The sequence below is a fragment of the Psychrobacter maritimus genome (genome assembly GCF_904846345.1).
GTDB lineage: Bacteria > Pseudomonadota > Gammaproteobacteria > Pseudomonadales > Moraxellaceae > Psychrobacter > Psychrobacter maritimus.
Genome location: NZ_CAJHAJ010000001.1, coordinates 227,900 through 246,967 on the forward strand (window position 1 = coordinate 227,900; position 19,068 = coordinate 246,967).

The 19,068-nt window shown below is 44.0% G+C and carries 15 protein-coding genes; 11 read left to right on the forward strand and 4 right to left on the reverse strand.

Annotation, left to right across the window (positions count from 1 at the left end; translation table 11 throughout):
- Nucleotides 1–92: 92 nt before the first annotated feature.
- The 6 genes from rplM to scpB all read left to right on the forward strand — a co-directional run bounded on the left by rplM (nucleotide 93) and on the right by scpB (nucleotide 5,130).
- On the forward strand, nucleotides 93–521 hold the full coding sequence (rplM, locus tag JMX50_RS00840) for a 50S ribosomal protein L13 (RefSeq protein WP_183620736.1): 429 nt from the start codon (nucleotides 93–95) through the stop codon (nucleotides 519–521).
- Between the two features lie 10 nt (nucleotides 522–531).
- The gene (rpsI, locus tag JMX50_RS00845; RefSeq protein ID WP_183620735.1) at nucleotides 532–918 is read left to right on the forward strand and encodes a 30S ribosomal protein S9; all 387 of its coding nucleotides are present in this window, start codon (nucleotides 532–534) and stop codon (nucleotides 916–918) included.
- A 290-nt stretch (nucleotides 919–1,208) separates the two neighbouring features.
- Nucleotides 1,209–2,318 carry a lipid A biosynthesis acyltransferase gene (locus JMX50_RS00850; RefSeq protein WP_201628084.1) on the forward strand — a complete coding sequence of 370 codons (1,110 nt, stop codon included), beginning with the start codon at nucleotides 1,209–1,211 and terminating at the stop codon, nucleotides 2,316–2,318.
- Between the two features lie 164 nt (nucleotides 2,319–2,482).
- The gene (locus JMX50_RS00855) at nucleotides 2,483–3,562 is read left to right on the forward strand and encodes a tryptophan--tRNA ligase (RefSeq protein ID WP_201565198.1); all 1,080 of its coding nucleotides are present in this window, start codon (nucleotides 2,483–2,485) and stop codon (nucleotides 3,560–3,562) included.
- Between the two features lie 180 nt (nucleotides 3,563–3,742).
- Nucleotides 3,743–4,552: a segregation and condensation protein A gene (locus JMX50_RS00860; protein WP_201628332.1), complete on the forward strand. Its 810-nt coding sequence runs from the start codon at nucleotides 3,743–3,745 to the stop codon at nucleotides 4,550–4,552.
- A gap of 32 nt (nucleotides 4,553–4,584) precedes the next feature.
- Complete coding sequence (scpB, locus tag JMX50_RS00865; protein ID WP_201628085.1) at nucleotides 4,585–5,130, forward strand: SMC-Scp complex subunit ScpB; 546 nt, start codon at nucleotides 4,585–4,587, stop codon at nucleotides 5,128–5,130.
- Between the two features lie 179 nt (nucleotides 5,131–5,309).
- Here the strand turns inward: scpB and lolA are convergent, their stop codons facing one another.
- From lolA to rplU, 3 genes are all read right to left on the reverse strand, one after another.
- Nucleotides 5,310–5,996 carry an outer membrane lipoprotein chaperone LolA gene (gene lolA / locus JMX50_RS00870; protein WP_201628086.1) on the reverse strand — a complete coding sequence of 229 codons (687 nt, stop codon included), beginning with the start codon at nucleotides 5,994–5,996 and terminating at the stop codon, nucleotides 5,310–5,312.
- A 459-nt stretch (nucleotides 5,997–6,455) separates the two neighbouring features.
- Nucleotides 6,456–6,713: a 50S ribosomal protein L27 gene (gene rpmA, locus JMX50_RS00875; RefSeq protein ID WP_055123782.1), complete on the reverse strand. Its 258-nt coding sequence runs from the start codon at nucleotides 6,711–6,713 to the stop codon at nucleotides 6,456–6,458.
- 91 nt (nucleotides 6,714–6,804) lie between these two features.
- Complete coding sequence (gene rplU, locus JMX50_RS00880; protein WP_144297745.1) at nucleotides 6,805–7,116, reverse strand: 50S ribosomal protein L21; 312 nt, start codon at nucleotides 7,114–7,116, stop codon at nucleotides 6,805–6,807.
- A gap of 793 nt (nucleotides 7,117–7,909) precedes the next feature.
- Here rplU and JMX50_RS00885 point away from each other — a divergent pair.
- From JMX50_RS00885 to hemB, 5 genes are all read left to right on the forward strand, one after another.
- Nucleotides 7,910–8,839, forward strand: a complete 930-nt coding sequence (locus JMX50_RS00885) for a polyprenyl synthetase family protein (RefSeq protein ID WP_201619809.1) — start codon at nucleotides 7,910–7,912, stop codon at nucleotides 8,837–8,839.
- A 671-nt stretch (nucleotides 8,840–9,510) separates the two neighbouring features.
- On the forward strand, nucleotides 9,511–10,908 hold the full coding sequence (locus JMX50_RS00890; protein ID WP_201628087.1) for an efflux RND transporter periplasmic adaptor subunit: 1,398 nt from the start codon (nucleotides 9,511–9,513) through the stop codon (nucleotides 10,906–10,908).
- Between the two features lie 34 nt (nucleotides 10,909–10,942).
- A complete protein-coding gene (locus JMX50_RS00895) occupies nucleotides 10,943–14,191 on the forward strand; it encodes an efflux RND transporter permease subunit (RefSeq protein WP_201628088.1) in 3,249 nt (1,082 codons plus the stop codon).
- Nucleotides 14,188–15,999 (forward strand): efflux transporter outer membrane subunit, encoded by a 1,812-nt coding sequence (locus JMX50_RS00900; protein ID WP_201625086.1) that lies wholly within the window; start codon nucleotides 14,188–14,190, stop codon nucleotides 15,997–15,999. Before JMX50_RS00895 ends, JMX50_RS00900 begins: the two co-directional genes overlap by 4 nt.
- A gap of 272 nt (nucleotides 16,000–16,271) precedes the next feature.
- Entirely contained in the window at nucleotides 16,272–17,279 is a 1,008-nt protein-coding gene (gene hemB / locus JMX50_RS00905; protein ID WP_201565204.1) for a porphobilinogen synthase, read from the forward strand.
- Nucleotides 17,280–17,377: 98 nt separating this feature from the next.
- On the opposite strand, the gene JMX50_RS00910 is transcribed toward hemB, so the two are convergent.
- Nucleotides 17,378–18,355 (reverse strand): glutathione S-transferase family protein, encoded by a 978-nt coding sequence (locus tag JMX50_RS00910; RefSeq protein WP_201628089.1) that lies wholly within the window; start codon nucleotides 18,353–18,355, stop codon nucleotides 17,378–17,380.
- Nucleotides 18,356–19,068: the final 713 nt, after the last annotated feature.

The following is a 19,068-nucleotide window of genomic DNA, read 5'->3' on the forward strand; positions in this document are numbered from 1 at the left end:
CGTAGGCGCTACTGCTTATAATGTGCAGTCTGTTTTTTGAGAGCCCCGTTCCCAGCTAAACTCTCAACGAATTCTAATTTTAAGGTTTTATCATGAAAACACTTAGTGCAAAACCAGCTGAAGTGACCCATGACTGGTATGTCGTAGATGCTGACGGCAAAACCCTTGGTCGCTTAGCTACTCAAATCGCTACACGCTTACGTGGCAAACATAAAACTTGTTATACGCCTCACGTAGATACTGGTGATTTTATCGTTGTTATCAACGCAGAGAAAATCGCGGTAACGGGTAAAAAAGCACAAGATAAAAAGTACTATCGTCACAGTGGTTACCCAGGCGGTATTAAAGAAACCAACTTCACCAAGCTGATTGCACATAAGCCTGAAGATGTTCTACACAAAGCGGTTAAGGGTATGCTTCCAAAAGGTCCTCTTGGCTACGCGATGATCAAAAAGCTGAAACTATATGCGGGTACCGAACATCCACATGAAGCTCAGCAACCTAAAGAACTAGACATCTAAGGATATACTTATGGAACGCAATTACGGAACTGGTCGTCGCAAAACTTCTACCGCTCGTGTCTTTTTAGCTAAAGGTACTGGTGCTATCGTTGTTAACGGCAAACCACTTGATGAGTATTTCAGCCGCGAAACGTCGCGTATGGTTGTTCGTCAGCCTTTAGAATTACTTGACACCCCTACTGCTTATGACCTTTACATCACTGTAAAAGGCGGCGGTATTAGTGGTCAAGCTGGCGCAATCCGTCACGGCATCACGCGTGCATTGATTGAGCTTGATGAGTCTAACAAACCTGCTCTAAAAGCAGCTGGTTTTGTTACTCGTGACTCACGTCAAGTTGAACGTAAGAAACTGGGTCTACGTAAAGCACGTAAACGTCCACAATTCTCGAAACGTTAATCAAAGCTATCTCTTTGCTTTTTACTGCTGCCGGCTTTATCTCAGAGTCGCTATAGCAGTATTAAGCAAAAGAATAGATTTGCAAAACCTTATAAGCTGGTCACAGCTTATAAGGTTTTTTTATGGCTGGTTTTTAACGATTATTTTAACCATGCTTTTTTAGCGACAGTTTTTAGCGAGGATTTTTGAATGATGGTTTTTAGCTGTGCCAGTTTTTGTGCATAAATCACCTTGCAAAGCCGCGCTCACTGCCCCATCATAATCATAACTTTTATTACCTTGTCCTCATTATGAAAGCCCCCGAACAATACGACCCTAGTAAGCCCGCAAAAACCGATATGCCAACACCGACGGCCGGTGAGCATAACAATAAACATAGCAAAATGGCTAAGTCACCTGCTATCCCTATCGGCACGCCAACGATTACGCAAACGCATAAGCAAACGGCGCAAGTGGATAAGAAACCCTTTCAATGGCAGTTTTTATTGCCCAAATATTGGGGTATTTGGCTAGTCTTGGCGATCTTTCTACCGATGATATATCTGCCATTACGTTGGCAGTTTTGGCTGGGTCGTAAGCTGGGTATTTTAATCTACAAAGTAGCAAGCTCACGCAGACGTGATACCTTGATTAACTTAAGATTGGCCTTTCCAGAAAAGCCCGAAGCTGAGCGCGAGCTGATGGCAAAGCAAGTTTTTGTCAATCAAGGTATTGGGGTGTTTGAAACGCTATGCGCTTGGTTTCGTCCCAATATTTTCACGCGTACGGTTTCTATCTCAGGCTTACAGCACTTAGTTAATGCCCAAAACCAAGGTCGTCCTGTGATTTTGCTTGGGGCACATTATACGATGCTCGATCTTGGCGGTATGCTATGTACGCAGTTTTTTCCTATGGATGGCATGTATCGTCCCCAGAATAACGCTTTGCTCGATTTGTTTATCTATAATGGACGCACCAATATATTAAGTAAGCAAATAGCCAGTAGGGACATGCGTAGCTTTGTTGAGTCGATTAAAGCAGGCCATGTTATTTGGTACTCACCCGACCAAGATTACGGGTTAAAACAAGGCGTCATGGCACCATTTTTTGGTGTGCCAGCAGCGACTATTACCGCCTCACGGCGTATGGCCAAACTAGGCGACAAACAGCATCCGCCCGCACTTATGGCACTGCATACCTATCGGCAAACGCCAGATAGCCTACCAAAGGGCAAACGTCCGCATTATCATTTAACCATTACGCCAGAGCTAGATAACTATCCAAGTGATGACGAGATTGCCGATGCAACGCGCGTTAATGAAGTGCTAGAAGGATTGATTCGTATCGACCCGACCCAGTGGATGTGGTTCCATCGCCGCTTTAAAAACGGCCCTGATGGTCGTACTGATATCTATCGGTAGCCTTTTTTGGCAATAACATCGCGACGAAATTTGCTATACTTTGCAGCTGATATTTTTATTCTGCATATCATTTATATTATTAACTCAGTTATATTAATAACTCATTTACACCAATAACTCACTGATATCAATAATAACGTGAGAAACAAAACAATGGATTTTTCATGAGCACCCAAACTGACGCAGTTACAGACGCAGCTAAAATAGAAAGTAAACGTATCCTAACCGGCATCAAACCGACTGGTACTTTACATTTAGGGAATTACGTTGGCGCGATTCGTCCAGCGATTCAGTCTATCCAAAACAGTGACGACGAAGCGTTTTTCTTTTTAGCAGATTACCATGGCATTATCGGCTGTTATGACCCTACTATTATTCATGAATCGACCAAGGCCATTGCAGCGACTTGGATTGCATGTGGTCTTGACCCTGAGCGTGTGACCTTTTACCGTCAATCAGATGTGCCCGAAATACCAGAGCTCGCCTGGATTTTAAACTGCTCATGCGCCAAAGGTTTGATGAACCGCGCGCATGCTTATAAAGCGGCAGTCGACATCAATATGCAAAAAGAAGATGTCGATCCTGACCAAGGTATCAATATGGGTCTATTTGGCTACCCTGTACTGATGGCAGCCGATATCCTGATGTTCAACGCCACGCATGTGCCTGTTGGTCGAGACCAGATTCAGCATGTCGAGATGGCCCGTGATATTGCAGGTACCTTTAACCATCGCTATAAACCCCTCTTTACGCTCCCATCTGCGGTTGTAGATGACGATATCCCACTACTGACGGGTCTTGATGGACGCAAAATGAGCAAGAGCTATGGCAATACCATCCCATTATTTGGTGATTCTAATCCGCAAGTCAGCGCCGAAAAACAGATGCATAAAGCCATCATGAAAATTGTGACCAACTCGCAGTTACCGGCTGAGCCAAAAGACCCTGATGATTCAGCTATTTTCGAGATTTATAAAGCTTTTGCGACGCCTACCGAGATTGCCGATATGCGGGCGCAGTATGCCGCAGGTATTGGCTGGGGTGATGCTAAGCAAGCCCTGTTTGACAAAATCAATAGCGAGATTGCTCCATTCCGCGCACGTTATGAAGAACTTATGGCAAATCCAAAAGAGCTGGAAGAAATCTTACAAATGGGCGCAGAAAAAGCCCGTCGCCATAGTCGTAAGCAACTAGATAAGACTCGTCGTGCCATTGGTATCCGTCCACTTGCTAAGCTTAAGTAAGTCTTTGACTGCTTTAACTTATCGTAATCAAAGCGGATGCTAAGCGTGCAGACTGAGCTAACAGATCAACCAGCGGCTTTAACAAAAGCCGCTTCTCTTGTAGGCGCGTATCAAAACTCTGAGCTTATAGATAGCAATGGCGAGCATGATGGCCAACACGAACATTTAGTTGTTAATGATATGGCGCTGCGTATTTATCAGACGCCAGTGCAGCATCTACCAGAAGATTTATATGTGCCGCCGCAAGCGTTTGCCATTTGGTTAGAGCAGTTTGCAGGACCATTGGATTTTTTATTATATCTGGTCAAAAAAAACAACGTTGATCTGACCCAAATGCCGATATTGCCAATTACGGAGCAGTATTTGGCTTATATCAGTGAACTGGACACCGAACATTTTGAATTGGCCGGTGACTATCTGCTGATGGCATCAACCTTGATTGCGATTAAAACCGAGCTACTGCTACCAAAGCCCGAAACGCCGAGCGATGAGCGTGATCCAAAAGCTGAGCTGATTGAGCGCCTTGAAGAATATGCGCAAATTAAAGTGGCCAGTCAGCGTTTGGACAATCTGGTACGTCTTGAGCGCGATGTGTTTTTAGCGATGGTCAGTATGCCCAGTCAAGACGTTATGAATGCGGAATTACCCAGTTACTCGCCGAACCTTTTGATTGATAGCTTATTTAAAATGCAACTGCAGCCTGATTATCAGATGCACACCATAAAAGTTGATGCCGTGCCCCTTTCCGACCGTATTGCCAGTATTAGTAGGCAGCTAAGCACGGATGGCGCGCACTCTTTTTATGAGTTACTAGATAAAACTCAAGGTAAGATAGGTGTGGTGGTTAGCTTTGTCGCAGTCTTAGAGCTAATGAAAAGGCAGTTGGTTGGTGTTATAAACGCTGATTTAAAAGGTCACGATACTGCTGCTGACGATGAGTTTGCAGAAAACAGCCATATAGGGCAGTTAACGTTACAGTGGCTGGCTTAATGCTTAATGGTCTTTAATAGAGAATATGTGCAATGACAGATACGCAGCAGCGACACTTAGATGAGATGAGCAAGCATATCGAGGTGCTCCTGCACGCCTCTGAAGCGCCCCTTACGGCTAATGTGTTAAAGATGCAGTTATCGTTAAATACTAACGAGCTTGCGCGAGCGTTGGAGATATTACAACAACGTCTAGATGCTGGTGTACTGACCTTACATGAGACGGCCAGTGGTTATCGGCTACAAATCGCAGATAGCTATAGTCCGTTAATTCAGCGTGTATTCCCGCAGCGACAAGAACGCCTCAGCCAAGCACTGCTTGAAACGTTGAGTGTCATCGCCTATAAGCAGCCAGTGACACGCGGTGACATCGAGCACGTGCGCGGTGTGACGCTATCGAGTAATATACTGCGCCAATTATTTGATAAAGGTTGGATTGAAGAGAAAGGTTACAAAGAAACCTTGGGTCGCCCTGCACTGCTACATACTACGCCGCAATTTTTAGATGCGTTTGGATTGACCAATCTAGATGAGCTGCCCGCACTGCCAGATATGGAAGCCATCAAAGCGCTCTCTTAGCATCAAAGCATTCTCTTAGATAGCTTAAAATAAAACCTGCACATTATTCTTACTCCCATAAAAAAGGACAAACCGAATAGGCTTGTCCTTTTTTTGAAACCAGTTTTTAAAGCAAATTTTTAAACCAGTTTTTTTAAATAAGTACGGTTAGATTCACAGTACTGATTATTGATTAATAATTATTGATTAATAATATCAACGCCCTTTGGTGGCGTAAATTTAAACTGACTGCTACCGATACTTGGGTTCATTTTGATACCACTAAACTTAATCGTCGTGGTTTGTCCTAAACTATCATTCAATACCATCATCACAGGCTTACCACCGCTAAAGCTCATCGATAAGCTCTTAAAACTGGCACTCTCTGACTTTGGATATAATACATAGTAGTTTTTATTGGCGTATGGCTGAGTGATTTTAAAGTTCTTATCAATTTTACTTGGATCACCTGACAATAGTAGTGCTGGGGTATTACCCACTTGGCTATCGACATTTTGCTTGGTCGCTTGCTCCAAATCCTTATCATAAACCCACATCGAGCTGCCATTTGCCACAATCAGCTGCTCTGACGGCGACTTGGTTTCCCAGCGGAAGTTATTTGGACGCTGGACGCTCATCGTACCCGTAAAGGTACCACTATTTGCGCCTTTGGTGGTTTGGCTAAAGTTAGCCGTCATGCTTTTGGTATTACTTAATAGCTTGTTTAAGCGTTTGGCGGCAGTCAGATTATCAGCCGGAGCAGCCGTTGCCGATTGCGTTAAAGCCATCATCGGCGCGGCAACACCAAGTGAGGTCATCAATACACCCGCTAAAGCACCGCTCATTATTTTTTGTTTTAAAGTTGTTTTGTTGGTTAATAAAGTCATTATAAATCCTCTTTTAAATGCAAAATAGCATAAAGATAAAACGTTTTAATTAAAATTTTTGTTTTCAATAAGTGCTTATCTCACGATTGTCAGTTCAGAATCAATAAACTTAAACTGATGTGATTAAACAATGCAGACAGTGTGCCAGTTTTTTTATTACGCGCCTAGTCATGATTTGCAATCATTACTACCGCTGCCATACACGCTTGTAACCAGTAGCGTTACATAGCATTCACTGTTATTTGTTGTCTGTTTTATATATGAATTAGTGTTATTTAAAAGCAGTTTGCGAGCTATTGCTAATGTCATGACCTACTATTTATAATAATCTGCTTTTAATAATCTGCTTTTAATAAAGAACCAGCACCATAAAAAAGCCCTTACTACCAAACGGTAATAAGGGCTTTTTTTAGTCATCAAGCTATTTTAATCTTCGATTGAAATAACCCAGATGGGCAATTATGCGCTTTCAACCATAACATAACGACGGTTGAATTTACCTTTGGTCGCAAACTTTACCACACCGTCATTTAGTGCAAATAAAGTATGGTCACGACCCATGCCAACGCCTTCGCCTGCGTGGAATTCTGTACCACGTTGACGAACGATGATGTTACCAGCTGTGATAGCTTGGCCACCAAAGATTTTAACGCCTAGCATTTTTGGGTTTGAATCACGACCGTTACGGCTCGAACCGGCAGCTTTTTTATGTGCCATGAGAAAATCTCCTTGTTAATGTGACTTATCGCTAATGCGACAACTCTTAAGCATTTGGTGCGCTATTTAGCAGTAATTGCTAAGTGAATAATTAGGCATTAATAGCTTTGATTTTTAACAAGGTATACCATTGGCGGTGACCTTGCTCTTTGTGATAATGCTTACGACGGTTGTGTTTGATGATACGGATTTTTTCGCCGCGACCATGTTCAACCACTTCAACTTCTACGCTAGCGCCTTCAACGACAGGCTGACCGATTTTGACAGTTTCACCGTCAACAACCATCAACACGTCTTCAAACTTGATTGTTTCGCCTTTTTCTGCTTTTAGTAGTTCAACTTTAAGCAACTCATCGACGACTACACGGTGCTGTTTACCACCAGTTTTGATTACTGCGTACATTGTATGACTCCGTTTAACCCGTGTGCCGTGGCTGATATCATACCAACGCTTTTACGACGAACACGACAGGGAAAAATTAAAGGCAAGATTTTACGGCTTTTTGCTCATAAAAGCAAGCCGCATCTCTTGTTTTGCTCAGGTGGTAATACCAATAATACTGGCTCAAATGTTTGTCTATACTTATATATAAAAATGATGTGATTGATTAACAAGGGTATAAACCACCGCTGTTAAGACCACCATCTTTATTCAAGTATAAGACATCAAACCATCATTGGTTAAAATCCAACAGCGGCTATTATAACTTATATAATCAGTTACTTACAGTTTTTTGTAAATATTGGCTTATTATTACTCAATTCTGGTGAATAAATTCCAATCGATACGCTAAATGGCTTAATAAACATCCATCCATTATTGTTTAATTAGACGACCAATATATCAAAATATAGGGCTAAACAGACGGCTAAATATAAAGACAGCCCTGCATTCTGCTATACTTAAATCAACAATTGACCCAGATAGCTATGCTATTATGCGTCAAACGATAGCCTTACTATCAATACTTGCAATAAGCACTTACTATAAATAGATAGACCGCTATCCAAACCCTCTTTTATTTTCATTGGTATGACGACTCATTATGACCAGTAACTCTTTATCTAACGCCGCTGCAGCATCAACCACACCCTTAACTAACTTAGCAAGCACGCCAAGCAATGCTGAACCCAACCATGCTGACACCCTAAGCTATGCCGATATTCAAAGCATCGTTGCTGATGATTTTGATATTATGGACAAGCAAGTTTTTGGCAGTTTGAATTCCAAAGTTCAACTGGTCATGAGCGTCTCGCAGCATGTGATTAATGCTGGCGGCAAACGTATGCGCCCGCTCATTACCTTGTTATGCGCGCGGATGTTTAATGATGAGCCGTCGCAGCAAGCGATGCATTTGGCGGCGATTACTGAGATGCTGCATACCGCAACCTTAGTCCATGATGATGTGATTGATGAATCAGGTCAGCGTCGTGGTAAGCCAACCGCAAACGCTACTTGGGATAATGCCACGGCAGTGCTGGTCGGTGACTATCTGATTGCTCGCGCCTTTAACTTACTGGTTGGGTTTCAGAGCTTACCGTTATTACAAGTGTTCTCAGATGGTACCTGTGATATCGCCGAGGGCGAAGTGTTACAGCTACAGCATCAGCACAATCCTGAAGCCACTGAAGCCGATTATCTAAATATCATCGATGGAAAGACATCACGCTTATTTATGATGGCGACCCAAGGCGCGGCTATTTTGCAAAATAAAACTGAGCACCTGCAAGCATTGGCTGATTTTGGTCAGCATTTCGGTAATGCTTTCCAAATCGTTGATGATGTGCTCGATTATAGTGGCGATAGCGAGCTGATGGGCAAAAATCTCGGTGACGATTTGGCGGAAGGTAAACCAACGCTGCCAACCATCAAAGCGCTTGAGCTATTAAAAGACAGCGATACCGCAGGCTATGAGCAGTTACGTATCGCCGTGCAAACTGGTAAAACACCAAACGCTGAGCAGCTTATCGAGCTGGTACGTCATTCAGGCTCGCTTGAATACTGTAAGCAGCGCGCATTAGAAGAGACCAAACTTGCCCAGCAAGCGCTTAGCAGCTTACCTGATAATCGCTACCGCCAAGGGCTATATCAATTGACGGAACTTGCCAGCGCGCGTTTAGTGTAAAGGCTATTTATTTATCTGATATATCTAAATCTTTATATACTTTCTATATACAGCTTTTAATATATCAGATAAAGACCACTTTATTTATTAAAGGTTAAGTTAAGCCTGACTTTATAATAATAAGACATAAAAGATGAGGAGAGTTTGGCTATGATACTAGCAGCCTCCTCATTACTCATACCAAACGCTGACTTAAGCGCATACGTTTTGCCTCCATATTTTAGCGTTCACACTTAAGTATTGCTAATACAGAATTTTTCTGTTTCCTTTGTTTTCTACTGTATTTTTATACAGCTTTCTTGCTACTATCTCTGAATCTCATTTAAAAAAACAAAAATTAACAATATTCTAGTTCAGCATTCATTACGAATTTTACAAGGTATTTTTAACGCTATGCTTGTATTATCAATGGCTGTTAGGCATTTATTGAGCTAGAAGACAATTGTGAGACGCAAAAACGGTTTTTTACACCTTGACTGTAGGGTATACCCTATAGTTTATAATCATTCATTAAATTAAATCTGCTTATCCGATTGTTACGCGTTTAGCGATTAATATATTGGCAACGGTAAATGCATATTACTTTTCATATCTACCACGTTAAGATTTACCCCTAAACTTTTAATACTGTAATTATTTATTATATGATATTTATATTGCCGAGGACATTGATGAAGCACTCTACTCTTGCGCTTGTAATAGCATCTGTACTATCTGGAGCTGTACTGGTTGGCTGTGACAAAAACGAGGACGCAGCTGGTGACGCAGCCGCACAGCAGCAAATGCCACCTGCTGTCGTCAACGTTCAGACTGTCACTCTAGATACCATACCCCAAGTACAGACCTTTGCTGGACGTACCGCGGCTTATCAAACCGCAGACGTTCGCCCACAGGTTAATGGCATTATTGACGAGGTGTTGTTCCGTGAGGGCAGCAACGTCAAAAAAGACCAACCTTTATATCGTATCAATACTGATAACTACGCGACGTCTATTACCAGTGGGCAGGCGGCTATTCAGCAGGCTCAAGCCAACTATCAGACAGCGGTGGCAAACAATGCCAATGCTAAAGCTGAATTGGTCAGCCGCCAAGCATCATTATCACAAGCGCAAAATGATTTACAACGCTTGCAAGGTTTGATCGAAATTGATGCTATCTCAAAGCAGCAATATGACCAAGCTGTCACCCAAGTTCGTACCGCTCAAGCGGCGGTCGAAAGTGCGCGCGCGGCTATCGGACAAACGGAAGCAGGTATTGAGAGTGCGAAAGCGGGCATCCAAACTGCCAAGGCAGGTTTACAAGCCAGCACGTTGGATTTAAACCGTACTATCGTACGTGCGCCGCTCTCAGGTCGTACTGACCGCTCTAGCGTGACTGCCGGTACGTTGGTTAGCGCCGGTCAACCTGATCCTTTAGTGACTATCTCACGCCTAGATCCTATCTATGTCGATATCAGCCAGTCTTCATCCGAATTGCTTAAGTTACGCCAGCAAATCTCTGCAGGTAAAGCACAAGCAGGCATGAACTCGGTTGAATTGGTGTTAGAAGATGGCTCAACTTATCCTGTACGCGGTGAGCTTGCTTTATCTGAAGCAAAAGTTGATGAGTCAACCGGTGCGGTGACTTTACGCGCGGTCTTCTCTAATAAAAATAATATCTTATTGCCTGGTATGTATGTCAGCGCTCGCTTAACCCAAAGCGTCATTACCAATGCCGCCTTGGTACCGCAAAGTGCCGTGATGCGTACCCCGAAAAGTGAAACCCAAGTTTACATCGTTGATGAGAACAATAAAATTCAAGTACGTCCTGTCACTATTAATGGTACCTATCAAGGGCAATGGGTCATCACAGACGGCCTACAAGCAGGGGATAAAGTGGTGGTTATCGGCGGTGCAAAAGTGAAGCCTGAGCAAGAGGTGGTCGCCAAACCATTACCAGATGCCAATGCAGCCCCTGCTAAGCCAGGTGCACCTACTGCCCAAACGCCGCAGCAAGCTGCAAAAGCGATGGATAAGCCAGCTAGTAAAGATGCCGCTGCTAAAAAACCTGCAGAATCTACCGCTAACTAATTCCATTCAAAGATAGGAAGACTAGGGATATACTATGTCACGTTTTTTTATTAATCGCCCTATTTTTGCATGGGTGATGGCTATTTTGGTCATGCTCATCGGGGTGATATCGGTCATTAACTTGCCGATTGAGCAGTATCCACGTATTGCACCACCAACGATTTCGGTTAGCGCAAGCTATCCTGGTGCCAACGCTCAAACCGTTGAAAATTCCGTTGTACAGATTATTGAACAACGTATGAAGGGTCTTGATGGTCTGATGTATATGTCATCGTCAAGCTCGTCAAACGGTGGCGCGTCAGTAACCTTAACCTTTGAAAACGGTACTGATTCTGATACCGCGCAGGTACAGGTACAAAATAAACTTCAAGCCGCAATGAGCTCATTACCTGAGTCGGTGCAGCGTCAAGGCGTCAACGTCAATAAATCCTCTAGCAGCTTTTTAATGGTGCAAGGTTTTATTTCTGAAGACGGCAGCATGGATCGCGCGGATATCGCCGATTATGTCAACTCAAACGTCGTTGACCAGTTAAGCCGTGTTGAAGGCGTAGGTGAAGTACAGGTGTTTGGTTCGGCTTATGCGATGCGCATTTGGCTCGACCCTGCCCGTCTACGTAGCTATAACATGGTGCCATCTGATGTGGTCAACGCTGTGCGCTCGCAAAACGCGCAAGTGTCGGCCGGTCAGCTAGGACAAGCGCCTGCTGATACCGACCAACAGGTTATCAACGCTACCGTTACGGTGCAAAGCTATCTACAAACCCCTGAAGAATTTGAAAACATTCTCTTAAAAACCGATACCTCTGGCGCAAAAGTTCGCTTAGGCGATGTTGCAAAAGTTGAAATCGGTAGTGAAAACTATAGTGTTATTTCACTATATAACGGTAATGAAGCTGCTGGTCTGGGTATTTCATTGGCCGGTGGTGCAAACGCACTAGAAACGCGCGAAGCGGTTGGTGCACGTATGGCCGAGCTGGAAGCAAACTTCCCAGCGGGTCTGGTATCAGTCGTCCCTTATGACACCACGCCGTTTGTACGTTTGTCTATCGAGCAAGTGGTCAAGACGCTGATTGAAGCAATTGTCTTAGTATTTATCGTCATGTTCATTTTCTTACAGAACTGGCGTGCGACCATTATTCCGACCCTTGCCGTTCCTGTGGTTCTATTAGGTACCTTTGCGGTACTCTATATTGCAGGCTTTAGTATCAACGTCCTAACCATGTTTGCCATGGTACTGTCCATCGGTCTACTGGTCGATGACGCCATTGTGGTGGTAGAGAACGTCGAGCGTATTTTGGAGGAAGATCCTCATATCTCCATTAAAGACGCTACCCTACAATCGATGCGCGAGATTAGTAAAATCGTTATCGGTATTGCCTTGATTCTATCGGCAGTATTCGTACCGATGGCCTTCTTTGGTGGTTCAACTGGTGTGATTTATCGTCAGTTCTCAATCACCTTGATTACTGCCATGGTCTTATCGGCACTGGTCGCGCTTATCTTTACCCCTGCTCTATGTGTGACCTTGCTCAAACGTAGCAAAAGCCATGACAAAGCCTCGACAGAAGAGAAAAAAGGCTTCTTTGGTTGGTTTAACCGCTCTTTTTATAAAGTCAGCCGTAGCTATGAAAATTCGGTTGGTAAAAGCTTCCGTTTTAAATGGTTATACTTAATCGGCTATGCCGCCATCATCGGTATCATGGCAGTGGTGTTCTTACGTATCCCCGGCTCGTTCTTGCCAGAAGAAGACCAAGGTATTATGTTTACCTTAGTTCAGCTTCCTGCTGGTGCGACGCTAAATGAAACGCAAGATGTACTCGATAAAGTCAGTAATTATTATGATACCCAAGAAGGCGATAATATTGCCTCTGTCTTTACCATTGCAGGTTTCAGTTTTGCTGGACAAGGGCAAAATATGGGACTGGCATTCGTACGTTTATCTGACTGGGCTGATCGTCCTGGTGCAGAAAACACCGCAAAAGCGGTGGCCGATCGTGCCATGGGTTACTTCTTTACCCAGTTAAATGAAGCCCAAGTATTTGCGATTGTACCGCCCGCGATTACCGAACTTGGTAACGCCAGTGGTTTTGATTTAATGATTCAGGACACCGGCAACCTTGGGCATGATGGGCTACTTGAAGCTCGTAATATGCTCCTCGGTATGGCGGCGCAAAATGACAAAGTCGCAGGCGTTCGTCCAAACGGTCAAGAAGATGCACCACAGTTAAAAATTAATATCAACCAAGAACAAGCTGCTGCTTATGGTTTGTCATTGGGTAATATCAATAGCGTCATCTCTACCGCGTGGGGTTCAAGCTATATCAATGACTTCGTCGACCGCGGTCGTATTAAGCGTGTGTTTGTCCAAGGTGAGCCAAGCAGCCGTACCAATCCTGATGATATCGGTAAATGGTTTGTCCGTAACGATACCGGTGATATGATTTCATTCGATGCTTTCTCTAGTAGCGAATGGCAATCAGGCTCTCCGCGTCTGACCCGTTATAACAGCTTACCGTCGATGAATATTCAAGGTAGTGCCGCGCCCGGTTTGAGTACGGGTGAAGCAATGAGCTCCATGGAAGCCATAATGGAGAAGATGCCTGAAGGTGTCGGCTATGAGTGGACAGGTATGTCACTTGAAGAGCAAAAGTCAGGTGCCCAAGCGCCGATGCTTTATGCACTGTCAATCTTAGTGGTATTCTTATGTCTAGCCGCCTTGTATGAAAGCTGGTCTATCCCCTTCTCTGTCCTATTGGTTATCCCACTTGGGGTGCTAGGTGCGGTGATATTTACGTGGCTACGCGGCTTTAATAACGATATTTACTTGCAAGTTGGTCTACTGACGGTGGTTGGTCTATCGGCCAAAAACGCCATCTTGATTATTGAGTTTGCAAAAGAACACCAAGAAGAAGGCTATAGTCTAAAAGAGGCGGTCATGACAGCGGCGCGTCAACGTCTGCGTCCGATTATTATGACCTCACTTGCCTTTGGACTCGGTGTTGTGCCATTATTCATCGCCACAGGTCCGGGCTCGGGCAGTCAAAACGCCATCGGTACTAGTGTGGTTGGTGGTGTTGTCACCGCAACTATCTTAGGTATCTTCTTTATTCCGATGTTCTATATTTGGGTACGTAGTATGTTCCCGCATAAATATGAGAACAACAAACCAAACGATAGAGATGATGGCAATGACGGCACACCTGGCCCGCAAAACCCAACGCCTTCTGACCCAATGCCTTCTGAGAGTTATCAGCCTGTAAGCCTTGGAGATAATACACAATGAGTGCTCAAAAAAATATTACCTTAAGCTCAGCAGCGGTAGCAAACATTGCTACCACTGCGCAACCGGCGCTTGCAGTACTGCGCAAAAATGGCGGTCGTCTAATCGGCTTGACCGCTTTAGCGTTAAGCATGGCGGCTTGTAATACCATCCCAAAAGCGGATATGCGCCCTGTCCTTGCTGAGCCGAATATCCCTATCGAACAAACTTATGGCGCGTTTGATAAAGAAACCGTGAGTAGCGCTGATCAGCCAAGTATCGCCGGTCAACGCTGGCAGAACTTCTATAGCGACGAGCGCCTAAAAGGTCTGATTGCGTTAGGTTTAGAGAACAACAAAGACTTTGAAAGCGCCCGCTTAGCGATTGAAAAAGCGCGCGCCCAATATCAAATCACCGATCTTAATGATCTACCTAGAATTGATGGTAGCGGTGGTTACACGCGCCAAGCGCAAAACAGAACTGACAAAAACCCTAACAGCTCCTATAACGTCAATCTTGGTCTTGCCAATTATGAGTTAGACTTTTGGGGTAAAATTGCCAGCTTAAAAGACCAAGCGTTACAGAATTTCTTGGCCACGACAGCGGCAAAAGATTCGACCCAAATCAGCCTAATCAGTAATATCGCTCAAAGCTATGCCAACTTAAGCTATAGCTTAGCGCAATTAAAACTGGCAGAGGCTACGGTTGAAAGTCGTGAGAAATCACTATTTATTGCCGATAAACGCTTTGAAGCAGGTATTGATCCTAAGCTGCCATCTTTGCAAGCCAGTGCTTCATTAGAAAATGCCAAACTTGCTGTCTTACGGGCGCAAAGCAGTATTCTAAAAGCGCGTAACGCCTTGCAGTTTTTGGTAGGTGGACCGATTCCAACCAACCTTATTCCAACGCCTGCAGTCAGTAACATCACAAATCAGCAGATATTTAACGCCGGCTTACCAAGTGAGTTGCTGCGCTATCGTCCTGATGTGTTGCAAGCAGAATACAATCTAAAAGCTGCTGGTGCCAATATCGAAGTGGCGCGCGCGTCTTACTTCCCGTCTATTAGCCTAGCCAGTAGCGTAGGTTTGAGTAGCGGCAGTTTAGATAACTTGTTTAAGAGTGGTTCGGTCGGTTGGTCATTTGGCCCAAGCATTAGCGTGCCTATCTTTGATGCTGGTCGCTTGGATGCCAATTACGACGTGGCGAAAATTGAGCGTGAACAGACGCTAGCTGGCTACGAGAAATCTATCCAAACCGCGTTCCGCGAAGTATCCGACGTCTTGGCTACACGCGCGACATTGGGTGATCAGCTCGCCGCGCAATACCGCTTGCAAGATAACTTTGAGCAAACCTATCAGATAGCAGATGCACGCTTTAAAGCCGGTATTGCAAACTATCTAGATGTGCTTGATGCGCAGCGCTCATTGTTCTCAACGCAGCAAGGTATCTTGGACTTAGAGCTACAAAAAATCATTAGCCAAGTCGAGCTTTATCAAGTCTTAGGCGGCGGCGCTAACCTTGACGTGCCAACGGTGATTCCTGTACCGCATAAAAACTTAGTGCAATTGGTCAATCTACCTGCCAATAGCAATAAAGCAAAAGCGGTCGATGCCATCGATGCGGCTAGCTCAGCTCGTGTGGCTTCTGCACAAGAAGCCCAAGCGATTAAGCAGGCGCAACCAACAGAAAAGGCAACTTTTAAGCCGACCGCTGTGGTTGATGTCAATAATGATGGCAAAACAGACGCGGCGGTAGGTGTGGTCACCGAAAAGACGACCTTTAACGACACCAGTGTTGAGCAAGTACCTGTTACCCAGATTGTTGAGCCTTAAACAATCATAGAAGATAGTGTGAGCGCACTACCCTCACATTGACAGTCGATACGTACAATCAGCCCTACCGACTTGGTAGGGCTTTTTGCTTTCGATAGCGACTATTGGTTATAGTGGCTATTGATTATAGTAGTGCTGGGTATAATAGAACATTATATTAACGACGCTTTTATCACTTTAGCGGTGCCAATTTTATAAAAAACATGCATTAAAACAGCTTATTTAATCAAGCTGATAAGTAACACATGCTTAAAATCAAATAAGGAAACCTCATGACTTATACTTTTAACCGTCAATTCCCTGAAACTCGCCTACGTCGCTTGCGTTATAACGACAACGTGCGCGCGATGATTCGTGAAGTTGAGTTGCATCCCAAGCACTTTATCGCCCCTGTCTTTGTTTTAGAAGGCAACAATAAGCGCGAAGCAATCGCTAGTATGCCCGGTGTTGAGCGCTTATCGATTGATTTGCTGATTAATTATGCCAAAGAATTATTAGCGGAGGGCGTCACCACGATTGACATCTTCCCCGTGATTGATAATTCATTAAAAACGCCTGATGGCAAATCGGCTTATGATGAAAACGGCCTTAGCGCACGTGCAGTCAAAGCGGTGAAAGATGCCGTGCCAGAAATGGTGGTGATGACCGATGTGGCGCTAGACCCTTATACCTCACATGGTCAAGATGGGTTGCTTGATGACAGCGGCTATGTAGTGAATGACGAAACAGTGGAAGTCTTGGTCAAGCAAGCGCTCGTCCACGCTCGCGCTGGCGCTGATATCATCTCGCCAAGTGATATGATGGATGGCCGCATCAAAGCCATGCGTGATGCCTTTGAAGCCGAAGGCTTTGTCAACACCGCTATCATGGCCTACTCTGCCAAATATGCTTCTGCTTACTACGGCCCGTTCCGTGATGCCGTCGGCAGTGCGGGCAACTTAAAAGGCGGTCATAAAAAGCAATATCAAATGGACTTTGGTAATCGCGCCGAAGCACTGCATGAAGTCGCCATGGATATAGCCGAGGGCGCTGATATGGTGATGATTAAACCGGGTCAGCCGTATTTAGACCTTATCCGCGAAGTCAAAAATACCTTTGGCGTACCGACCTTTGCGTATCAAGTGTCGGGCGAATATGCGATGCACATGGCTGCGATTCAAAATGGCTGGCTAACCGATGCGGTGATTTTAGAATCCTTGATAGGTTTCCGCCGTGCGGGCGCTGATGGGATTTTGACTTATTTTGCCCTAGAAGCGGCTCGTCAATTGAATAATGCTTAATATGCATTAAATTGCTTTGTATATAAAAAAACCGCGCCAGCTTATGTATTAGCTGGCGCGGTTTTTTCTGTATTACTATTTTAAAAGCTTAATAAAAATTATAAATGCGCACGGTCATGAGGTTCGTTAAAATCGAGCAGCGGACCGACGGGGATGATACGCGTGGGATTGATATTGGCATGGCTGGTATAATAATGGGCCTTAATATGCTCGATACTTACCGTCTCTGCGATACCGGGCACCTGATTTAAATCACGCAGATAGCCCCAAAGGTTGGGATAATCAACAATGCGGCGAATATTACATTTAAAGTGTCCAACATATACCGCATCAAAGCGCACGAGCGTGGTAAATAAGCGCCAGTCCGCCTCGGTAATCGTATTACCTAGTAAGTAACGCTGGTCTACCAGACGCGCCTCTAACGTGTCTAGCGCATCAAATAACATTATTACTGCTTCTTTATAAGCAGCTTCGGTCGTGGCAAACCCTGCTTTATAAACCCCATTATTAATTGCTGAATAAACAAACTCATTAACCGTATCGATTTCTGCTAGCAATTCTGTTGGCAAGAAATTAACTGCTGTTGCCCCTACTTCATCAAAGGCTGAGTTAAACATCCGAATAATCTCAGACGATTCATTACTGACGATGCTATTGGTTTCTTTATCCCATAATATTGGCACTGTCACGCGTCCCGTATAATCAGGCTTCGCGGCAATATAAACCTCATATAGATAGTCTGCTTTGACGATTGGATCAGCAATGACGCCTGCGCCCTCTGCAAATGTCCAACCTTTATCGCCCATAAAGGGATGCACTATAGACAGTGAAATCATGTCCTCCAAGCCCTTTAGCTTGCGATAAATGGTGGTGCGATGCGCCCAAGGACATGCAAGCGAGACATATAAATGGTAACGATTGGGCTCAGCTTTAAAGCCGCCAATGCCTGATGGGCCTGCGCTGCCATCAGCCGTGACCCAGTTTCTAAAACCAGCATCTTCGCGCTCAAAGCGTCCTTCGCTCGCCTTGGTGTCATACCATTTATCTTGCCACTGACCGTCGACTAACAATCCCATATCTTGCCCCGCTTTATTTTAGTTATAAATGTATTTGATTAAAAACAACAACTATCAAACGATGCAAATAAAATAATTGCTATCGTCATATTTATTCAACTTTAAAGCTCATAGTAACATTTCTATGTTGCCCAGCCATTAAGCTTTGTTTGTTTCTCAAACAGCATATATCTTAAAAGGCAGAGTTATGGTGCGGATTAAATTGAGATAGATTTTTTTAGAAAAAGTTGAAAACTTTACTTTGAGAGGCAGGCGAATTATAAAGTTTGAGAGTCTAACTGATACGAAATTTCTATTTTTCTACCATCCATATTTTATAGGCATTAAATTACAGCCATAAAAAAAGCCCCAATCATAAAGATTGGGGCTTTCGAATCTGGTAGGCGTAACTAGATTCGAACTAGCGACCTCTACCATGTCAAGGTAGGTCAAGCAATTTACCCTAAATGACGTAATATCACACCTCTTGTATTTAAAGGATTATAACTCAATTAGCATAACTATATATCGACTATAAGTTAATGTACATTAATATTTAAGTCGTACTTAGGCACTGCCATTTGGCAGTAATTTTAACCTCTACCCTCACCCTTTTTTACTAAAAAAACTCTTTATAATATCTTAGCGTATTAAATATGAATAAGTTTTCATCACGTTTCTACTTGCTTTGTTATCGAGCTATAGATGAATCAACTCACTTTAAAGCGACACTA